At 59.8% G+C, this 13,984-nt stretch carries 15 protein-coding genes and 2 riboswitches; of the genes, 3 read left to right on the top strand and 12 right to left on the bottom strand.

Features of this window, described 5'->3' with window-relative positions; genetic code table 11:
- Positions 1-2: 2 nt before the first annotated feature.
- Complete coding sequence (locus ACZ6ZO_RS07525; RefSeq protein ID WP_465291705.1) at positions 3-923, bottom strand: uroporphyrinogen decarboxylase/cobalamine-independent methonine synthase family protein; 921 nt, start codon at positions 921-923, stop codon at positions 3-5.
- The gene (gene mnmA, locus ACZ6ZO_RS07530; RefSeq protein WP_182385921.1) at positions 908-1,981 is read right to left on the bottom strand and encodes a tRNA 2-thiouridine(34) synthase MnmA; all 1,074 of its coding nucleotides are present in this window, start codon (positions 1,979-1,981) and stop codon (positions 908-910) included. Before mnmA ends, ACZ6ZO_RS07525 begins: the two co-directional genes overlap by 16 nt.
- Positions 1,982-2,076: 95 nt before the next feature.
- On the opposite strand from mnmA, the gene ACZ6ZO_RS07535 reads away from it, so the two are divergent.
- From ACZ6ZO_RS07535 to ACZ6ZO_RS07545, 3 genes are all read left to right on the top strand, one after another.
- Positions 2,077-2,508, top strand: a complete 432-nt coding sequence (locus ACZ6ZO_RS07535; protein WP_182385920.1) for an ArsR/SmtB family transcription factor — start codon at positions 2,077-2,079, stop codon at positions 2,506-2,508.
- Positions 2,505-3,470 (top strand): serine hydrolase domain-containing protein, encoded by a 966-nt coding sequence (locus ACZ6ZO_RS07540; RefSeq protein ID WP_465291708.1) that lies wholly within the window; start codon positions 2,505-2,507, stop codon positions 3,468-3,470. The genes ACZ6ZO_RS07535 and ACZ6ZO_RS07540 overlap by 4 nt, the downstream gene beginning before the upstream one ends.
- 259 nt (positions 3,471-3,729) lie before the next feature.
- The gene (locus tag ACZ6ZO_RS07545) at positions 3,730-4,902 is read left to right on the top strand and encodes an HNH endonuclease signature motif containing protein (RefSeq protein ID WP_465291710.1); all 1,173 of its coding nucleotides are present in this window, start codon (positions 3,730-3,732) and stop codon (positions 4,900-4,902) included.
- A gap of 45 nt (positions 4,903-4,947) precedes the next feature.
- Here ACZ6ZO_RS07545 and ACZ6ZO_RS07550 read toward each other — a convergent pair whose 3' ends face one another.
- The 10 genes from ACZ6ZO_RS07550 to ACZ6ZO_RS07595 form a co-directional block, all read right to left on the bottom strand.
- Positions 4,948-6,438, bottom strand: a complete 1,491-nt coding sequence (locus ACZ6ZO_RS07550) for a disulfide bond formation protein B (RefSeq protein ID WP_465291712.1) — start codon at positions 6,436-6,438, stop codon at positions 4,948-4,950.
- Entirely contained in the window at positions 6,439-6,606 is a 168-nt protein-coding gene (locus tag ACZ6ZO_RS07555) for a hypothetical protein (protein WP_182385916.1), read from the bottom strand.
- A gap of 157 nt (positions 6,607-6,763) precedes the next feature.
- Complete coding sequence (thiC, locus tag ACZ6ZO_RS07560; RefSeq protein WP_208767647.1) at positions 6,764-8,410, bottom strand: phosphomethylpyrimidine synthase ThiC; 1,647 nt, start codon at positions 8,408-8,410, stop codon at positions 6,764-6,766.
- Positions 8,401-8,517, bottom strand: a riboswitch (TPP riboswitch). (Overlaps the previous gene by 10 nt.)
- Before the next feature lie 7 nt (positions 8,518-8,524).
- On the bottom strand, positions 8,525-9,301 hold the full coding sequence (locus ACZ6ZO_RS07565; protein WP_465291715.1) for an energy-coupling factor ABC transporter ATP-binding protein: 777 nt from the start codon (positions 9,299-9,301) through the stop codon (positions 8,525-8,527).
- Positions 9,289-9,996, bottom strand: coding sequence for a CbiQ family ECF transporter T component (locus ACZ6ZO_RS07570; RefSeq protein WP_465291717.1), 708 nt, complete (start codon positions 9,994-9,996; stop codon positions 9,289-9,291). Before ACZ6ZO_RS07570 ends, ACZ6ZO_RS07565 begins: the two co-directional genes overlap by 13 nt.
- On the bottom strand, positions 9,997-10,299 hold the full coding sequence (locus ACZ6ZO_RS07575) for an energy-coupling factor ABC transporter substrate-binding protein (protein WP_182385912.1): 303 nt from the start codon (positions 10,297-10,299) through the stop codon (positions 9,997-9,999).
- A 1-nt stretch (position 10,300) separates the two neighbouring features.
- Positions 10,301-10,978, bottom strand: a complete 678-nt coding sequence (locus tag ACZ6ZO_RS07580; protein ID WP_465291759.1) for an energy-coupling factor ABC transporter permease — start codon at positions 10,976-10,978, stop codon at positions 10,301-10,303.
- Between the two features lie 45 nt (positions 10,979-11,023).
- Positions 11,024-11,230: riboswitch (cobalamin riboswitch) on the bottom strand.
- The gene (locus ACZ6ZO_RS07585) at positions 11,230-12,327 is read right to left on the bottom strand and encodes a cysteine desulfurase family protein (RefSeq protein WP_465291719.1); all 1,098 of its coding nucleotides are present in this window, start codon (positions 12,325-12,327) and stop codon (positions 11,230-11,232) included. (Overlaps the previous riboswitch by 1 nt.)
- Positions 12,327-13,193, bottom strand: coding sequence for an electron transfer flavoprotein subunit alpha/FixB family protein (locus tag ACZ6ZO_RS07590; protein ID WP_182385910.1), 867 nt, complete (start codon positions 13,191-13,193; stop codon positions 12,327-12,329). Before ACZ6ZO_RS07590 ends, ACZ6ZO_RS07585 begins: the two co-directional genes overlap by 1 nt.
- Positions 13,190-13,966 (bottom strand): electron transfer flavoprotein subunit beta/FixA family protein, encoded by a 777-nt coding sequence (locus ACZ6ZO_RS07595; protein ID WP_465291722.1) that lies wholly within the window; start codon positions 13,964-13,966, stop codon positions 13,190-13,192. The genes ACZ6ZO_RS07590 and ACZ6ZO_RS07595 overlap by 4 nt, the downstream gene beginning before the upstream one ends.
- Positions 13,967-13,984: the final 18 nt, after the last annotated feature.

A 13,984-nucleotide genomic window follows, 5' to 3' on the forward strand; every position in this document is an offset into this window, starting at 1 on the left:
CTTTAAAGGTCCCCTGCGTCCCGCGCCAACATATCCGCAACCGCGCGGGCGAAGTGGAGGGCGGCTCCGGCGTCGGCAAGCTGCAGCTTTTCGACGCCCACCGGATACACATCGACGTCCGCTAGCAGGTCGCGGGAGAGGCTGAGTTCGTCCCAGAGGCGGGCAAGCTCGATGGCGACCGCGCGCGGTTTTTCACCGAGCTCATCGACGCGCCCAGGCGGGATGCCCAGACCGGCGCGGACACCGCGTGAGACCAATGCGCCAAAGCCGTCGAGGTTGGCTGTGCCGCAGATGAGGGCGCGTTCCAGGAACACCTGGGGCGCGCTCACCTGCCAGAACGGTTCGGCGAGGTGGAGGATGTCGCAGTCCATGAGCTGCAGCTCCGGGATCGCGGGGATGGTGTCCCACTGGGTGGTGCCCGGTAGTTCGCCCCGGATGATGGGCCCGAGCAGGGGTTCATCCACTTGCGTGATCACGTCAGCATTAAAGCGGGTGCGCACGTCCGCCACGTGTTCTGTCACCCCGTGAGCGAGGCCTTCACGGATGTCGCGCAGCGCGCCACGGTCAGTGATTGCCCGGTGCCCGTTTGGCAGCTCTAAGGACGCTGCCAGGCTCCACGGCCCCATGACCTGGACCTTCACCGTTGCGACCGAGGTTCCCCACACCGATTCGCACTCGTCCAGGTCTTGCTCCAGCCGATCCCACACCCGGCGCGTCAGCAACTGTGGCCGGTTGGTGAGTTGCCAGGAACGGGGCCCGGCGTCCACGTTGAAAGGCAACAACGCGCTTGTTCGCCCCACGGGGTCTGATCCGGTGCCCCGGGCGGGCAGTTGCGGGATGGCCAGGATTTCGCATTCGCCGAGGATGACGTCGGCGGCGTCGATAAGCGACGTGCCTGGGAGCGGGCCTAGCGCGTGGTGCATGAGATGGTCCCGGAGCCGAGAACGATGTCACCTTCTGCGTCTGGCAGGTAAAGGACGGCTGCCTGCCCGCGCGCGACGCCTTCGAGCGGTTCATGCAGCGTGAGCACCATCTTTTCCGGACCAATGACGGCCGTACAAGGCACGACCTCGCCGTGGGCACGGACCTGAACCTGACACTCGATGGTGCCGGTCATGGCCGGGTGCAGGACTTTGAGGCGGTCAGCTGTAATGCCTGTCACTGCCAGGTCAGCGCGGGAACCGACGGTGACCTCGCCGGTAGCAGCATTGATGTCCGTGACATAGCGGGGCTTGCCATCCTTGGCCGGCTGCTTGATGTCCAGGCCCTTGCGCTGGCCGATAGTGAACTCGTGCACGCCGTGGTGCTCCTTGAGCACATTGCCTTCTTGGTCCTTCACCAACCCCGGGCGCAAGCCGATGTGCTTACCCAGGAAAGCCTGCGTATTGCCGTCGGGGATGAAGCAGATGTCGTAGGAATCGGGCTTCTTCGCCACTGAGAAGCCGTGCTTGGCGGCCTCTTCCCTAATCAACGGCTTCGGGGTGTCCCCGACCGGGAACATGCAGTGATCCAGTTCGTCGCGGGTCAGCACGCCGAGGACGTAGGACTGATCCTTTTGCGGGTCGTCGCCCCGGCGCAGGTGCCCATCAATGATTTTGGCGTAATGGCCGGTAGCGACGGCATCGAAGCCAAGGGCGCGGGCGCGTTCCAGCAGCGCGCGGAACTTGATTTTCTCATTGCAGCGCAGGCACGGATTCGGGGTTTCACCACGTTCGTAGGAATCGACAAAATCATCGATGACGTCTTCCTTGAAGCGATCCGAAAAGTCCCACACATAGAACGGAATACCGAGCTTGTCACACACCCGGCGCGCGTCCGCGGAATCCTCCAGCGAACAGCAACCACGGGAGGACTCCCGGACCGCCTGTGGGTCACGGGACAGCGCAAGATGGACCCCAACCACATCATGGCCTGCCTCCACCGCTCGGGCTGCCGCCACCGCACTATCGACGCCGCCACTCATTGCTGCCAGAACTCGCATGTTTTCCCCTTTCAGGTGGACTAGCTTAGTCGACGGTAGCCTCCTAATAACAACCTCCGCTGCACCTGATTCCATTTTTCGGTATTTTTAGAATTATGGAAATTGAGGCAAAGCTCGCGGAACTAGAAGAACGAATTGCGAAGCTGGAACAGCAATCTCCACCGACGTACGAGGGTGGCATCGTCTCCTTTCAGGGCGATGTCACGGTGGGTTCACGGCAATACTCCTATGAGTGGGCTCGCCCAACACAGTTCCTAACCGATGAGATTTTCCACTCCGCGATGGAGCGCGTCTCCGCGCTCGCCCACCCGATTCGTCACGCCCTCTTGCGCAGGCTTCTCGACGCCCCCGCGCCGGTTACGGAGCTGGTAGCGGAAGGGTTGGCGTCGTCAGGCGCTGCATACCACCACCTCACAGCGCTCCAGGCCGCGGGCTGGGTGCGCAAGCGAGACAATCTCTTTGAGATTCCGCCCGCACGAGTCGTGCCCCTATTGACCATCATTGCTGCTAGCGAGGATCACCGATGAAGAAAATTGTGGCCGTACTGTGCGGCCTCGCCACCACTGCCCTGCTATTAGTCTCTGGACCACAGCGAGTTACCCTCGCCAGCGACCCGACGGGAGACCCGGGGCTCGCTGGGTTCATGAAAGAGCACGCTCCACGAGGAGCACACGAATTGACCGGCTTCGTTCTTGACGGCGATCAACCAGTGTTTGCCGGACTCGGAGCCGACGAACATACGGAAGTAGAAATTGGATCAGTGACCAAGACCTTCACTGCGGAATTGCTGCGGCAGGCCGTCGAGAAGGGCACTGTTCAGCTAGACACCAAGGTCTCCGACATCATCGACACCCACGGCGCCCCCATCGGTTCCGTTACGTTAGAGCAGCTCGCCAACCATGAGGCGGGCTTGCCACGTAATCCAGGATTGGATTTGGTTTCCTTGTTTGTTGAGCGTAACCCCTATGGAACGGTGACGCGCGACGACATTTTAGAGATGGCTCTCGATGCAAAACTCAAGGGCCAAGGCGAGCGCAACTACTCGAACCTGGGGGTGGCTTTTCTTGGACAGTTAATAGCGACCAAAGACGGCCGAACATGGGAAGAGATGGTGCAACAAGATATCTTCACACCGCTAGGCATGTCTGAGTCTTACGTTGCTTTGATTGGTAGCGCCGCTGATGCACCGCACGGGCTAAATGGCCGTGGCCGCGTGGCCGCGAACTGGGAGATGGACGGCTATGCCCCTGCTGGCGCCATCCGTTCAACTGCACATGACATGGCACTGTTTGCCGCACATGTGCGTTCTGTTGGAGTGCCCCCTTACGTCTGGGTGCACGATGAAGCCGGAATGTGGCACAACGGCGGTACTGGAGGTTATCGAACGATGTTGATCTTCGACCCCAACGGAAAGCGAGTTGCCTTCGTGAACACCAACACTCCAGCAAGCGTCGATATCTTGGGAGAAAGGATGCTGCAGTGGTCTTAGTTCCTGTCTTTATAGTCAGCTGGCTCGTCCTTGAACTGTACTTCTGGAAGCGACGCTCTTTGTTGAAAGCGGCGGTCGTTGCATTGATCGCTTGGTTCGTTTGCATGACCAGCGTGGATTGGGTTGCTACGAGCCCATTTTTTCTATGGTGGACCATCGCCACACTTGCCGGACTATTAGTCTCCCTCTCGCTCTGGCCCCGCACAAAAAGTTTCGATTAGCTCTTGTGTTCTAATCTTTACTGGGATAGAATGGGGGTATGAAATTCGGGGAATCTTCAACACTTACCCAGGTCAAGGAGTTACTTCAACACTCCATTGACTTCGGTGAGCCTTTCGAACATTTCCCCGCATTGCTGGAGATCAAGGAGCTGATTGCCCGGCTCGAAACAGACATGGCTTCGGGGTATGAGTGCAACAAATTGGAACGTGCTGGGGCGTCGGCTAGCGAAGCCCGCCGCATTCACCGACGCTCCCTGAATCCCTGGGAGGAAGGTGTCCCAGTTGAGCACCAAGACCTCATTTTGTCGGCTCTAGAGAAACTAAGCTCAGCATCCAAACGGCGCACCGAGATTTACAACCTCGCCGCAGCCTCCGCCGCCGAGTCCTCCCCCAAGGCAACACACGCCTACGCCAAGGAACTTGTCCGCGAAGAAAACCGGCGCCTGGCCAAGGATCCACACGAAGCCTACAACCAGCGCCGTTTCCAGCTACGCGAACAAGACGAGCACGGTGGCTGCAGCTTCCACGGCTACGCACCAGCGGCCCACGCCGCACTCCTGAAATCACTCATGGATGACGCCTGGCGCGCGGAACAGGCCACCGAGGACCGACGCAAAGACGACAACCGAACCGTAGCCCAACGACACGCAGACAATTTCTTCCAAGTGTTGCGCTGGGCTTCCGCCACCCGCATCGACCAGGTCGGGCACTGCTCCCTCGTCATCGGCGTCACCGAAGAACACGAATTCAACTGGGAAGCGAAGTTCGGCAGCAACGTCGGCATCGACCTCACCCTCTTCGACCTCAAACTGCTCGACGGCCACCGCATCGTTGACTACATCGTGGTCCACGATCACCACGGCGCAGTGAAAAAGCTAGTAACAGCCGGCCGATCAGCCACCTTCTACCAGCGTCTGGCAATGTTCTCCCGAGATGGATGCTGCGCTTACCCAGGCTGCAACGAATCGATCAGCCGCTGCGAATCCCACCACGTCGTACCGTGGGCGCGAGGCGGACCAACCAGTATCGACAACCTCGCCCCACTCTGCCCGAAACACCACGGCTGGAACGACGACAGCGCCATCGAAGCACACATCGCAATGGTGCTCAGTAGATACCCCGTGTTGGTCGATAGCGCCGGAAAACACCACAGAAACAACAGCCCGCAAGCCCGAAGATCCAACGGCCGCAGGCTGACCGAAGACAACTAACGCACCCCACCCTAGTGAGGCGGGGCGCGTTAACGTGCAGATTTTCTAGGAAATCTTTAGCTCATGAACTAAATCACGGTCACCATCGTGTGCAAGCACAAAGGCGCTCTTTCCGGATACCGCCACGTCGCGAACATCGCCAAGCTCAGGCAGGTTTCGAATCTCTTTCACACTAAAGTCCGCAATATCAATGGTTAAGAGACTGTTGTGTTCCTTAGACAGGACATACAGGAGTCCGTCGTGCAGGTCTGCACCCACCGGATACACCCCTTCGGCGTCCAACACCCCTTCCCGGATCAGCTTGTTGTCCGCTTTAGAAAACTCCGATATAACCACCTGCTTAGAGCGCTCATGCGGAACACTGAGAGTGACAAATGTGTCTGCCGTGCTTTCCGAAGCGACTGACAACGTGTAGGCCATCCGAGCCCGAATAGTCCGCAGCTCCGGACGCCCCTTCGAGTCGAAGATCGGCATGATGTCGCCTGAAGTATCAGTGAAATCCTTCCAGGCAATCTTCTCATCCACTTCATCTTGAATCACAGCACCGTAGATCGTTTTGTTCTGCGCAATCGCAACCAAACCGCCTGGTTTAAAGTAGGCCGCATCTACGGTGTTGTGAATATCGGAGCCATTAGGAACGTCCACCCGGGCAAACGAGGAGTACTCTTTAAAATTCTCGTCAGTGTAGTAAAAGCCACCATCGGAGGAGACCAGACCAAACTTGTCATTGTCGGAATCATAGGCGATACCAGCAGCACGACCTTTTCCACGGAAGCCTGCGACGGGGAAACCGATCTCCTGAGTACCGGCCAGCTCCAAGGTTTCTTTTCCTGCTAGTGGGCTGGTATCAAACTCAATACCTTTATACGGGTCGGGTGCATTAAATTTGTGTAGCCGAATGTCACCAAGAGATTCATACTGATGCTCCTTATCCCAGTATTTCGCGGTTTGTGCAATATTAAAAGTGAACCGCGCCGGATCCCCTGCCCCCGCATAGGGAGGAATACCATTACCAATGAGAAATTGAAGACAGTTAGTGCACGTAATAAGAATAGCGACGATGGTCACAAATTTAGTGGCGGGAGAGAATTTCTTTACGTTCACCTCAGTGGAAATAAATTCCTGCGCCAGCACCTTATCTTTTCCGATAAAGATGAAACCAACCGCGAGAACACCAATCACAACCCAGTACACCAGGATGCCCCAGGTGTAGGTGTGAACACCCAACACGGCGTCACCAAACCCTTGACCAAGGTCAGCATTAGCACGTCCACCCCAGTGGCGCACCGTGGTGTACAGATAATAGAAGGCCACCAACAGGAGAGTTACCATGTAGCGCATACGTGCCCCGTAGCGCAAAATGAAAACACCCAAAGCCCCGATGAGGACCATACCAAAGCGCTCGTTACCACAGAGGATGCACGGCGATTCACCATTGATAAAGCCTAGGTAGATGTTTGCGACGCCCACCGGAAACGCCATGATAATAAAGACCGCTGCGGCCAGAATAAAACGGAAAACCTTTGCATTGAACATTTACAGGTTCACCGCCGGAACAATTGACGTAGCAGAAGCCATGAAGAACATCAGCACAGAAAATGCAAATGATCCGACCAACAAGCTGAATGCCAGCTTTTCTTTTTCTGGCTTGAATAACACCAGAACGAGTGCAATTGCACACAAACTGTAGAAAACAAACTCCACGAGAGAGCCTTTCCTAGTTGAGAGAAACGATGACCCTCAAATAATAAAATTGGCTGCTCATTACTGTAAATAAACGTAAGAGTTTTGTAGGAAAAAACACAGTTAGTTAGTTCCGGTCGGGCTAGAGCCAAAAACAGCTCAGCCCACCCGATATCTGCTAGCTCTCCACCACCGGCAAGTACACGCGAGAACCCGACTCAGCAAACTCCGCCGACTTCTCCTTCATGCCCGCCTCAATGGCCTCCACAGTCTCAAGCCCATGCTCCGCCGCATAGTCCCGCACATCCTGCGAGATCTTCATGGAGCAGAACTTCGGACCACACATCGAGCAGAAATGCGCCGTCTTCGCAGGCTCTGCTGGGAGGGTCTCGTCATGATAAGACAGTGCGGTGTCCGGATCCAGAGCCAACGCGAACTGGTCATGCCAGCGGAATTCGAACCTCGCGCGAGACAGCGCATCGTCTCGCTCCTGGGCGCGCGGATGCTGCTTCGCCAGGTCCGCCGCGTGGGCGGCGATCTTGTAGGTGATCACGCCGACCTTCACGTCATCGCGGTTCGGCAACCCGAGGTGTTCCTTCGGGGTGACGTAACACAACATCGCGGTCCCAGCCTGGCCGATGATCGCAGCGCCGATCGCGGAGGTGATGTGGTCATAGCCTGGTGCAATGTCTGTCGCCAGGGGCCCCAGGGTGTAGAAAGGTGCGCCGTGGCACCAGTCCTCTTCCCATTCGACGTTGACTGGGATCTTGTGCATCGGAACGTGGCCGGGGCCTTCGATCATGACCTGGACGCCGCGGGAGCGTGCGATCAAGGTCAGTTCGCCCAACGTGCGCAGTTCTGCCAGCTGAGCTTCGTCATTGGCGTCCGCGATGGAACCTGGACGCAGACCGTCGCCGAGGGAGAAGGTGACGTCATACTGAGCGAGGATGTCGCAGAGCTCGGCGAAGTTTTCGTACAGGAAGGATTCGCGGTGCTCTTTCAGACACCAGGCAGCCATGATGGAGCCACCGCGGGAGACGATGCCGGTCACTCGGTCAGCCGCCAGCGGGATGTAGCGCAGCAGCACGCCAGCGTGGACGGTCATGTAGTCGACGCCCTGCTCGCACTGCTCGATGATGGTGTCCCGATAGATTTCCCAGGTCAATTTAGTCGGGTCGCCCTTAACTTTTTCGAGCGCCTGGTAGATCGGCACCGTGCCCACCGGAACTGGGGAGTTGCGCAGGATCCATTCGCGGGTTTCGTGGATGTCCTTGCCGGTGGACAGATCCATGATGGTGTCCGCACCCCAGCGGGTGGCCCACACCATCTTTTCCACCTCTTCATCGATGGACGAGGTAACAGCGGAGTTGCCGATGTTCGCGTTGATCTTCACCGCAAACGCCTTACCGATGATCATCGGTTCCAACTCCGGGTGCTTGCGGTTCGCGCAGATCACGGCACGTCCCGCGGCGACCTCGTTACGCACGAACTCTGGCGAGAACCCTTCGCGTGCGGCACAAAATGCCATCTCCGGGGTGATGATCCCGGCGCGAGCCCACGCGAGCTGGGTTTGAACTCGAAGCTCGGGGTGTTCCTCGGATGCTGGTACCGCTTCTGCTGGTTCCCAGGTACGAACTGGCGACAGCCCCTTCTCCAGATCCAGCTGTGGATCTGTGAGCGTGTACGGACCTGAGGTGTCGTACACATCGAAGTGTTCGCCATTCGTGAGGCCAATGCGTCGAGCTGGAATTTTCAGGGTGTGTCCCTCGAAGGGCACGTCCTGGTAGACCTTTTCGCTACGGTAAATGGGTCCAGTGGTAATCATGTAAACCTCCCTACGCCGGCATTATCCGGACAGGTTAAACGGTCGACGCTCCGTGGTGTGTTGCGTCCTCTCAGCGAAGAATCGGCTCCGCTCCCGTGTGACGAATGTGCCCTTCTACCCTAATAGATCTTCCACCCGCGTAATCGGTTTTCCGAGTTTTTCTGATACGAGTGGCGCCCACGGTGGGCGCAGACGCGCCGCGGCCAGCAGCGATGGGTCGGTAAGGAGGGTTCGGTCACCAGAGCGGATCGTCCCGTCAACGAGGACTCCCACCGACGCTGCGAAAGCGTAGGCGAAGTCGATTTCGTGCGTGGAGATGACGATGGTTGTTCCGGCGTCGTTAAGCTGCAGCAGCGTGGCTAGCAGGCGGTCGGAGGCGACGGGGTCGAGGCCGGCGGTCGGCTCGTCGAGAAGGAGGACGCGTGGCTGCATCGCCAGCGCACCGGCCAGCGCCACGAGTTTGCGTTGGCCGTAGGAAAGCTGGTGGGGGACGCGGTCAGCAAGGCCAGTGATTTCGCAGGTGGCCAGCGCCTCACGCACGCGCTTATCGACGTCCGACTCCTCCAATCCCATGTTCACGGGGCCGAAAGACACGTCCTCCGCAACCGTGGTGGCGAAGATTTGTTCATCGGGTTCCTGCAGCACAAGCTGCACATTGCGGCGCACATGGTCCCGGCCGCGCCTGGTGTACTCCATCGGCGTGTCATCGAGCAAAACCGTGCCAGATTGAGGCTGCCACGCCCCCGCTAACAGCTTGAGCAGCGTGGACTTCCCGGAGCCATTCGCACCGAGGATCGCGAGGCGTTCCCCCGCTACCACGGCTAGGTCGACCCCGTTCAGCACAGGCTGATCGTGGGAAAAAGTCAGGTCACGGGTCTCTAGAACAGACATAATAAACTCATCACAATCACGGCGCCGCAGGCACGGAGCCAGTTCACGGGGCGCGCCACAGTACGCACTTTCATCGCGGTGGGATCCGCCCGCAGTTCCAATCCTTCTTGCAGCGCCCGAGCCCTGGCAAAGGACAGCACAAATAGCGACGCTGCTTGGCCCGCAACCGAACCCACCCACCGGCGGGTACTGCTATGCCCGAGCCGGGCGGCCTGGGCCTCCCACATCGTCTTCGCCGTCACCACCAGGGCACCCACCAGGCGGTATATCAGGCCCGTGACGTGCACGAGCGACTCCGGAAGGTGCCGACGACGCGCGAACATGAGGATCTCGGACATCGGGGTGGTCAGCGCAAACAACACGGTGATAGCCATGCCCACCACGGACCTAGCCAACACCTCACCGGCGTGCGCCACCCCTCCTGGGACCATGATCAACCCGCCGGAGGTAATGGAGAAAATGAGCGGGCCGAGGCCCAGCGCGATGAACGTCGCCGGGGCCCCGACCAGACCCAGGTACAGTTTCCAGTTGATCCCAGCAGCGACCGCCATCACCAAGGTGATAGCGGCGATCACTGCGAGTTTGATACCGGAAACCGAGATCGCAATAAACAGCAGTACGATGAGCAGGCTTTTTTCGCCCACATTCACGTGCGCCCAGCGGCTCCTAGCAGCGGCTAGTTCCAGGGCATTCATTTAGACAGCAGCAGATTCCTCAGCACGCTGGGTACGGCCACGGAACACACCGAGGACATAACCGAGCAGGCCAGCACCAAGACCAGCTTGCAGCGCGAACCGGCCGGACTCCACTTCTCCTGGCAGTTCACCAGCAACAGATTCGAACCATGGTTCATAATCAGGGTTAGCCTCTTCCACCAAGGTTTCCGCACCCGCGTCGGTGCCCACGAATTGTTCTTCAGCGTCCGGGTCACCGAAATTGAAGAACATCGGGAACATGATCAGAACGCCGGCCACGATGACCAAAACTAGGTTCTTCATTTTAGGCTGCCACCATCTCTCGCTTCGGGGCAGCAACTGGGATGCCCAAAACCGTCAGTTCCTTCTTCGCGATCTGTCGCAGGCTGCGGAAGATCAACACGGATACGATGCCTTCCACGATGGACAGTGGCACCTGAGTTGGTGCGTAGAGCGCCAGGAAGGTCCCGGCAGCGTTTGCGAAACCAGCAGCGTGGTGGGCTGCCGCCAGCTGCAGCGCAGTAACGCAGTACGTGGCAAAGTTGCCGAGGAATGCAGCGAAGAACATGGCCAGCTCAGGGGATTTGGATCCCAGGAGCTTCCACACCGCGTACGCCACCCACGGGCCAACGATGGCCATGGAAAAGACGTTCGCCCCCAGGGTCGTGAGGCCGCCGTGCGCCAGCAATATAGCTTGGAACAGCAGGACGATGGTGCCGATGAAGGCCATCACCGGCGGTTTGAAGAGCACCGCCCCCAGGCCAGTGCCCGTGGGGTGAGAGGAGGAACCGGTCACTGATGGGATTTTCAGCGCACTCAGCACGAAAGTGAAAGCGCCAGCAGCACCCAACAGCATGCCGGTTTCTGGTCGTTCCTTGATCTGCTTGTTGACTGCGTAAGCACCGTAAACAACAAATGGGGTAGCAGCAGCTCCCCAGGCTACGCAATGCTCGACGGGGAGAAAGCCCTCGGCAATATGCATGACAATCTTCTTTCCAACTTTAGGTCCGTCCATCTCGCGAACCTATACGAGTAAGCAGCTGCAATCGGTCTCCTGGCTTAGCTCCAACGCTCTTGCCTCGCGCCCGTCCTTCCCACCCGTTCTGTCAACAGACAGTGAACGCGCGCAGCGCCGACAGGCATGAAGTTACCTGCCTCAAGAAGCAACACAGTGACGAGGACCGCTGCCGGATTCTCACCGGCATTCCCGTACATTGCAGCGGTTTCAGATTATCAGATGGCCATTCCCGCTTCTCGGGCTTGGCGGACCACTCCCCCCAAGTGGGCGAGCAAAAACTCAACCTCCTCCGGCGTGGTTGTCCGTCCAAGGGTCAGCCGCAGCGCGCCGCGTGCTACATCCTCCGGCACCCCCATGGCAAGCAGCACATGGCTCGCCCGGTTCACACCGCTCGCGCAGGCCGATCCGGTAGACGCCGCCACGCCGAGCATGTCCAGCAGCATGATGAGGCTATCGCCCTCGGCTCCGGGGAAAGAGACAAGCAGGTGCCCGGGCAGGAGATCGCCCGTGGAATGGATCACCGCGCCGTCGATAAGCTCGATGCCGGCGCGGAGTCGATCGCGCAGCTCCGACAGCCGCGCCCGTTCCGTTTCGATCTCTGCAACAGCCTCACGCAGGGCCGCCGCGGTCGCTACCGCACCCGCCACGTCGACGGTGCCAGGGCGAATGCCGCGCTGCTGCCCACCACCGAACAGGGTGGGCGCCACCCCGGAGCGGCGCGCCAACAAAATGCCGACGCCCCTCGGTCCGCCGAACTTGTGCGCGGAGGCAGCCAGCGTTGTAGCGCCAAGCGAAGCAAAGGACACCGGAATGTGTCCCACCGCTTGCACCGCGTCCACGTGCACGGGAGTCTGGCCTGCTGCCTGGACTAACTCGTGGACCGGCTGGATGATGCCGGTTTCGTTGTTCGCCCACATGCAGGTCGCCAGTGCGGCGGGTTCGGACAGCGGCTCGAAGGAGGAGACCCGCCCGTCGGCAAGTGGCAGCATCTGAACGTCCGCGCCGAGGGCCGCCACGGTTTCTAGCACCGCCGGGTGTTCGATCTCGGTGGAGACCACGCGGCTAAGCTCCGACTGCCGAAACAGGCCCTGAATGGCCAGGTTGTCGGCCTCAGTACCGGAACCAGTGAAAATGACTTCGATCGGCTCGCAGTCCAGCAGGGAGGCCACCGCTTCCCGGGCCTCGGATAACGCCCGGTTCGCCGCCCTCCCCGCCGCGTACTGGCCGGCGGGGTTGAGAAACTCGGAGGCCGCTAGCCAGGCATCTCGCGCTACCTGGCGGATCGGCGTGGTGGCCGCGTGGTCGAAATACACTAGAACTTCTTCAGCAGCTCAGGGATGATGTCTTCCACGTCGCCGACGACACCGAGGTCGGCGATCTTAAAGATCGGGGCGTCTTCGTCGTTGTTCACAGCGATGATCTTCTTCGAGGTCTGCATACCCGAGGTGTGCTGGATGGCTCCCGAGATACCGAGCGCGATGTACAGATCTGGCGACACCGTCACACCGGTTTGTCCCACCTGGTACTGAGCTGGGTACTGGCCGTCGTCGACCGCGTCGCGGGTGGCACCCACGGCGCCGCCCAGGGCGTCGGCAAGCGGCTCAACGTACTCTGCGAAGCCACTCTCGCCGACGCCGCGCCCACCAGACACCACGACCTTAGCGGTCGCCAGTTCAGGGCGCTCCCCCTCAACAGCCGGGGTGAAGCCAGTTACTTGAGCATCCATAACGCCAGCTGCTGGGAGTTCCATGGTGGTCACCGCACCGGAACCGGGGTGTACCGGGGTGACAGAGCCGGGGCGGATGGTGTAGATCGGGCTGGTGCCACCCACCGCTGCGGTGCCGGAGATGGTGTCGCCGAAGATGGACAGTTGCGCGGTACGGTCCGCGTTGATGCCCACCACGTTGGTGAGCACGCCGGAGGCGAGACGGGCAGCGAGACGACCGGCGATCTCGTTGCCCACGGAGTCCGCGAGCAGCACGATCGGCTGCGGGTTCTGGGCCGCGAGCATGGACAGCGCATCCACCGCCGGCATCACTACGCGCCCCTCGGCGGAGCAGCGGACAATGTTGGCGGGGTACTGTTCCTCGTCAAAGGACACGACGGTGACATCGCCCAGCACCTGGGCAGCCGCGATCAGTTCCAGGGTGTGGGACCCTGCTGCGAGTACGTACGTCACTTGATGGCCTCCTGAATGAACTGGTAGATGCGCTCTGCACCGTCGGTGTACACCATTTCCCCACCGTCGCGCTCCGGGCGTGGCTCAGCTGCGGTGACAGCCGTTGCGGCGTTGGCCAGTCCCACTTGCGAAGGGTCGACCCCCACTTCCGCCAGGGTGAGCACGGCAATGTCGGCTTTCTTTGCAGCCATGATGCCCTTGAAATTAGGGAACCGCGGCTTGTCCGTCTTTTCTGTCACAGAGATCAGCGCCGGCAACGACGCCTGCAGCTGGTAGGAGCCTTCTGGGGCTTCCTTGACTCCCGAGACCATGCCGTCGGCTACGGCAACGGAGGACAGGTTCGTGAGCGATGGAATCTGACGGTACTCCGCGAGGATCCCCGGCAGCGCCCCCATCGCGCCGTCGGACGAGGCGTTCCCGGCGACGATCAGCTGGACATCACCCAGAGTATTGATCGCGCTGGTCAGGGCCCACGCCGTGCCGAGCACGTCGGATCCGGCAAGGGCGGCGTCGGAAAGCAGCACGGCCTTGTCCGCCCCCATCGCGAGCGCCTTCCGCAGCGCCTCCTGCGCCCGGAATGGGCCAGCGGATAGTGCGATTACCTCGTATCCGGGGTTCGCTTCGCGGATGCGTAGTGCCTGCTCCACGGCGTATTCGTTGATTTCGTCGATAACCTCATCGACGCCCTCGCGGTGGAGGGTGAAGTCCTCATTCAGTGTCTTTGTTGACCAGGTGTCCGGCACATTCTTTACCAGGACCACAATAGCGGGCATCGTTCCTCCGTTTCGTTT

It is taken from the genome of Corynebacterium sp. NPDC104732 (assembly GCF_055583565.1).

Excerpts from the sequence above, each read along its gene's own strand:
- ACZ6ZO_RS07525 (WP_465291705.1), bottom strand. The coding sequence starts at position 923 with ATGCACCACGCGCTAGGCCCGCTCCCAGGCACGTCGCTTATCGACGCC.
- mnmA (WP_182385921.1), bottom strand. The coding sequence starts at position 1,981 with ATGCGAGTTCTGGCAGCAATGAGTGGCGGCGTCGATAGTGCGGTGGCG.
- ACZ6ZO_RS07535 (WP_182385920.1), top strand. The coding sequence starts at position 2,077 with ATGGAAATTGAGGCAAAGCTCGCGGAACTAGAAGAACGAATTGCGAAG.
- ACZ6ZO_RS07540 (WP_465291708.1), top strand. The coding sequence starts at position 2,505 with ATGAAGAAAATTGTGGCCGTACTGTGCGGCCTCGCCACCACTGCCCTG.
- ACZ6ZO_RS07545 (WP_465291710.1), top strand. The coding sequence starts at position 3,730 with ATGAAATTCGGGGAATCTTCAACACTTACCCAGGTCAAGGAGTTACTT.
- ACZ6ZO_RS07550 (WP_465291712.1), bottom strand. The coding sequence starts at position 6,438 with ATGTTCAATGCAAAGGTTTTCCGTTTTATTCTGGCCGCAGCGGTCTTT.
- thiC (WP_208767647.1), bottom strand. The coding sequence starts at position 8,410 with ATGATTACCACTGGACCCATTTACCGTAGCGAAAAGGTCTACCAGGAC.
- ACZ6ZO_RS07565 (WP_465291715.1), bottom strand. The coding sequence starts at position 9,301 with ATGTCTGTTCTAGAGACCCGTGACCTGACTTTTTCCCACGATCAGCCT.
- ACZ6ZO_RS07570 (WP_465291717.1), bottom strand. The coding sequence starts at position 9,996 with ATGAATGCCCTGGAACTAGCCGCTGCTAGGAGCCGCTGGGCGCACGTG.
- ACZ6ZO_RS07575 (WP_182385912.1), bottom strand. The coding sequence starts at position 10,299 with ATGAAGAACCTAGTTTTGGTCATCGTGGCCGGCGTTCTGATCATGTTC.
- ACZ6ZO_RS07580 (WP_465291759.1), bottom strand. The coding sequence starts at position 10,978 with ATGCATATTGCCGAGGGCTTTCTCCCCGTCGAGCATTGCGTAGCCTGG.
- ACZ6ZO_RS07595 (WP_465291722.1), bottom strand. The coding sequence starts at position 13,966 with ATGCCCGCTATTGTGGTCCTGGTAAAGAATGTGCCGGACACCTGGTCA.